Source organism: Desulfomicrobium macestii, assembly GCF_014873765.1.
Taxonomy (GTDB): Bacteria; Desulfobacterota; Desulfovibrionia; order Desulfovibrionales; family Desulfomicrobiaceae; genus Desulfomicrobium; species Desulfomicrobium macestii.
In genome coordinates, this window is sequence record NZ_JADBGG010000073.1 from 1 (window position 1) to 4511 (window position 4511).

General features: G+C 55.3%; 5 protein-coding genes. All 5 read right to left on the minus strand.

The window, feature by feature from the left end:
• Nucleotides 1-178: 178 nt before the first annotated feature.
• Nucleotides 179-766 carry a hypothetical protein gene (locus H4684_RS20250; protein WP_208599824.1) on the minus strand — a complete coding sequence of 196 codons (588 nt, stop codon included), beginning with the start codon at nucleotides 764-766 and terminating at the stop codon, nucleotides 179-181.
• Nucleotides 759-1295, minus strand: a complete 537-nt coding sequence (locus H4684_RS20255) for a YeeE/YedE thiosulfate transporter family protein (protein ID WP_192625143.1) — start codon at nucleotides 1293-1295, stop codon at nucleotides 759-761. Before H4684_RS20255 ends, H4684_RS20250 begins: the two co-directional genes overlap by 8 nt.
• Entirely contained in the window at nucleotides 1292-1822 is a 531-nt protein-coding gene (locus H4684_RS20260) for a YeeE/YedE thiosulfate transporter family protein (protein ID WP_092191596.1), read from the minus strand. The genes H4684_RS20255 and H4684_RS20260 overlap by 4 nt, the downstream gene beginning before the upstream one ends.
• 3 nt (nucleotides 1823-1825) lie before the next feature.
• Nucleotides 1826-2947, minus strand: a complete 1122-nt coding sequence (locus H4684_RS20265; RefSeq protein ID WP_092191598.1) for a sulfurtransferase — start codon at nucleotides 2945-2947, stop codon at nucleotides 1826-1828.
• A gap of 595 nt (nucleotides 2948-3542) precedes the next feature.
• A partial coding sequence (locus H4684_RS20270; protein WP_192625144.1) for an IS4 family transposase occupies nucleotides 3543-4511 on the minus strand: 969 nt, incomplete at its 5' end.

Genomic DNA, 4511 nt, shown 5'->3' on the forward strand with positions numbered 1-4511 from the left:
CATGGTGCTCGTTGATGGTTGTCTTGCAACCCCATCAAAAGGGAGAACCTCTTAAATTTCAAGAGGAAGTGTCAGATCAAGTCGGAACTATTTCATTTCATGCCACCTGGGTTAACCAAAAACTCCTGGCGAACGGGAGCGTGGTTGGGGAGCAAGATTTCAGTTGCCGGAGCATGGCTCAGGGACCTTTGTCAAATTCGATGATGCGCGGAAAGTTCTGCGCATCTCCCGGTTTTGCCTGATGGCGCAGGGGGCTGTCCTTACTGAGTCGGCCCCCCATGTTGTAGCTGAACGTCGTAACTGGCTCGTGTCGCAGCCAGTAGCCGCTATAGACGGCACCGCTTTGATCGTAAGCGGAGTGGAAGTGCAGGTACTCCTCCTGCGGTGTGGGCCTTTGCTGCAACCAGGGCTGCGGTGCGTCGGCAAAAAACAGGGGGGTAATCCGCTGCTCGCTCCGTGGTAGCGGGCGAACTCTCGCCAAGGTGGAGAGCACCGCCTCGCCTCTGTAGAGCAGGGTGTCATCCGGTAATTGGTCGGTATAGAACTGCCCCTCGTTGTAACAGACAAACGTCAGCCTGCTTAAATCATCCCCCTGCAATGGCTTGAAGTAGTAGCCGACAAAAGGACCGAACGACAGGCTCTGCCCTTGATGAGTGAATTCCAGCCGCGCATAGTAGCCGCGCGGCGGAATCAGATCCGCAGCCAGGATCTGGCTGGGCACCGACAGCATCAGCAGGAGGCAGGCGCTCATTTGGAATCTACGCATCCTGTTGTCTCCAAAGGCGTCCGATCAGCCAGACGCCGACGCCGAAAAAGATGATCAGGAAGCCGAGGGCTGCTGCCGGGTGTCCGAACCAGTCTGCGAGTGTCAGCTGCCCCATGTTGGTCGGCATGTAGAGGATTGGAATGAGGCTTTCGTGCAGGTGGGCAAAAGCGGCGGCACCTGCCAGCCCACCGAGTAGGGTGAAGATGGCATCCATGCGCCCTTCGCCCACTGCTGCCCAACAGGTGCCAGGGCAGTACCCGGAGATTCCCCAGCCAATACCGAAAATGACGCCCCCAAGGCCGGTGCCAACCAGACTGATCGGCAAGACGCGGGTGACGGCGTCACCGGCTGCATCGAGGAAAAACAGGCCGGTGGCGGAAAAAATTACCACCAGGAGCATGAACTGGGGGATGTGCGGTTCCTGCATCAGGTGCGCCAGCGCCATCTTCTGGGGGTTGGTCGCCCCAACGCGCTGAATGACAAAGCCGAACGCCGTGCCGGCGAAGAGTCCTAGCCATATGTCAATCATGATGTGCTCCTCCTGCGTTTGTAGAGCAGCCGTGCGGTCAGCATGGCGACGGCGAAGATGACCGCGCCGAAATAGAGGCCGCTGAGAGAGAGCTGGGTCGCCCCGGAAAGAAAGAGCCCAAGGGTGCAACCGCCCGCCAGGCGTGCCCCGAAAAGGATCAGGAAGCCGCCGAGAAAGGCGCTGCCGAAACGCTTGAGCCGTCCGGCCCCGAAACGCTCCCGCCAGATTTGTGGTACGTCTTCGATTTCACGGCTGAAAGTGCGACCGCCGACGAAGCCTCCGAGCGCCATACCCAGAACAAAGGCCATCAGCCACGACCCGGGTCCCGGCATCATCCGGTAATGCGCCTTGCCGGCGGCATACTCAGGCGCGAACTGCATAAAAAATCCTTTGAGGGTGGTTACAAATCCGCTGGAGGAAGCCGGCGGGCCGAAGCTGGCGAAGATGAACAGCATGATTCCGGCCAGGGCAATGGCACTGGGCAGGATAGGCCAGTAAGGAGCGTTGCTCTGTTTCTTGGGTTGCATGGCTTAACCTCCACAGGAAATGTATTTTTTGCCGCCAGTGGAGTCGGCGTCGGGCGTATCCTCTTGCGAGGTTTGACCGGTCGCAGCCGCAGGCTCCGTCTTTGGGCCTGCTGAATCTGCCGGATTCCTTTTGCCGGGCGTTGGCAATGCCTGTCCGGACATCTTCCGGGGATTGGTTTCCGTTGGATAGTAGCGCTCCGGCCGTCCCCAGCCATACCAGGAATTGTCGTACAACTGCACATCTTCAAAGCCCATCAGGCGCAGGATAAAGTAGCTAAAAGAGCCGCGACGACCGGAATGGCAATAGACGATCACCGCTTTGTCCGGATCAAGACCGCGGTAGAGCTCGGCCAGTTCGGCGTAGCTTTTGATCGCCTTGCCTTGCTTGTCGACCCAGTTGCTTTCGTAGTTGATATTGTAGGCTCCGGGAATATGCCCGGCTTTCAGCGGTGTCCCGTCGAGCCCGGTATTGAGGGCTTTACCCAGGTATTCTTCTTCTGAGCGAACATCGATCAGCTGGTAGTAGGGGTCGCCAAGGCGCGGGGATATGAAGGCTTCGTCAGCGATCTTTCGCGTGTCTATCTCTTTGGCCGGAGCCTGGTAGAGCAGTGGCTCGCGCTGCGCTGGACTGTTGACGACCTCGCCGCCTGCGTCCAGCCAGCCATCAATGCCCCGTTCGAGGATGGCCATTTTCTTGTGGCCGAGAAGGTCCAGAATCCAGAACAGATATGATGCGGTGGCCCCGCCATCTCGGGCCACCGCGTCATACAGCACGAGCTGGTCGTTTCGGAAGATTCCATGCTGCCCGAGGATTTTCTGTGCCTCCGCAGTGCCGATGAAGGTGCCGCCGATATTGGTCGCCGAATAATCCTGGCGGAACAATGACCAGGGCAATCGGATCGCCCCAGGTATCATCTTGCCGTCGAAATGCTCGTCGCTGCGGACGTCTACAATCACCACTGGTTCGTCCTGGACGCGTTGCCGCAACTGGTCTGCGGTGATCAGGTACGAGCTGCTTGGATAGGCGGGCGGCTTGGTGTCCTCCACAGCGGCAAATGCCCAGCTCACGCCGAGCAGCAAGGCTACGGCGATCAGTAGGTAACGGATTGAATGTGGGTTCTGCATAATATCCTCCTCGGATCCAGAAGATTTTCTTTCGCATACCATGTAGGCAGAGTTGGTTCGAATTTAAATTATAGCCCTAGCCGGATGGCGCGATATAATTTGACTATAACCATTGCACATGCTCCAGGAAAATGCAAACAGCCGCAGTATATTTCCTGCAACTCAAGCTATTTTACATATGAAAAAATCAAATTTTTTGATTATCTATTGGCAGTTAGCATTCATTTTAATTAAAAAAATATGTTTTTAGCCACAGATAGCGAATTATGCGAACATTTTGGCAATATGAGCAAATAGTTACTCATTTTCGGCGCGTCTGCGCAATCTTCGGGCAACAGTGACCAAAATTGATCGTCAGTTCATCAACCGGATCGACCGGGACCATTCATCGCTGCGGTTTGCTGATTGGAGTTGCTGACTCATTTTAGGCTGCTTTCGAAAAGCTACGCGAAATGGCCAACCCAATCGTCTCTTCCATCCCTCTTCTCTTGTCCATGAACCTGAAGTTCCTCTCCCCGTTCTCGACGGCACATACGCTCAGACCTTGAAAAACCCGTGATATTCCACGTAACCATTAGATACTCGACTTTCGGGGTTAGCCATTAGCAGCTAACAATCTTTGTTCATTGAAAATATAATCGAAATTGCGCCCCAAACTACGCATTCCTTTTTGAAAAGCCTCAAGCAGTATGCGTTCTGCCTGGCTCTGAGCTTCGCCAAGCTTCTTTAGGTTTTCCAAGGTGATGCCTAGGATTTGGCACAGTGCTTTGACAAGAGTGCAGTCTTCGGCCTCCTCGCAGCAACGATGAAACAGCAGGCCGAGGGTTCTTGGATCTTCCGTCCTGCGTTTCTCGATGCTCAGGAAGATGTATCGGGTCATCACGATGGTCGTGTGAGCAATGAGAGCGTCGAAGTCCCGGCCCTGGCAGCCTTTTTCCAATTCCAAGTGCTGCTTGGCCGTGCGGAAGAACACTTCGATGTCCCAGCGTTTGCCGTAAATGCGGACAACGTCTTCATCGGCAAGGGTGATGTCAGTGGTGAGCAAGGCCAGCCAGTCTCTCTTGTGCTTGTTTCGCACGAAGACGATCTTGGCTTTGAGGCCATCCTTGAACTCGACTTGGGCATTGGCAAGGATCTTGGCTCTGCCCCGGCGTTTGCGGATCTGGCTGTAAATCTGCGTCACGTCCATCTTCTGTCCTTCGAAGATGTAGTGGACCTTGGCCGTGCGCTTGACCATGCAGATGACGGGGATGTGCATGCAAACCTTGGAGATCAGGGCCGGCATGGCGAACCAACTGTCCATGAGCAGGAACTTGGCCTTGATGCCAGCTTTCAGAGCGCGTTCGATCATGGGTTCGATGAGTTCCGTGGATTTGGTCACGGCCTCCTGGCGCCGCCTCGCGCCGCATGATCTCTTATCAAGGTCTTTGGAAATTTCTTGGTATCGTTGCTTTGTGTCCGCAGAAGAGCGCAGTACAAAGTCGAGAGGCAACAGGGTTGATCCATCGGACCAGGCCAAGGTGAGCAACTTGAAACCTTTGAGAAATCGTCCGGTCGTATGGTC

Excerpts from the sequence above, each read along its gene's own strand:
- H4684_RS20250 (WP_208599824.1), bottom strand. The coding sequence starts at position 766 with ATGCGTAGATTCCAAATGAGCGCCTGCCTCCTGCTGATGCTGTCGGTG.
- H4684_RS20265 (WP_092191598.1), bottom strand. The coding sequence starts at position 2,947 with ATGCAGAACCCACATTCAATCCGTTACCTACTGATCGCCGTAGCCTTG.
- H4684_RS20260 (WP_092191596.1), bottom strand. The coding sequence starts at position 1,822 with ATGCAACCCAAGAAACAGAGCAACGCTCCTTACTGGCCTATCCTGCCC.
- H4684_RS20255 (WP_192625143.1), bottom strand. The coding sequence starts at position 1,295 with ATGATTGACATATGGCTAGGACTCTTCGCCGGCACGGCGTTCGGCTTT.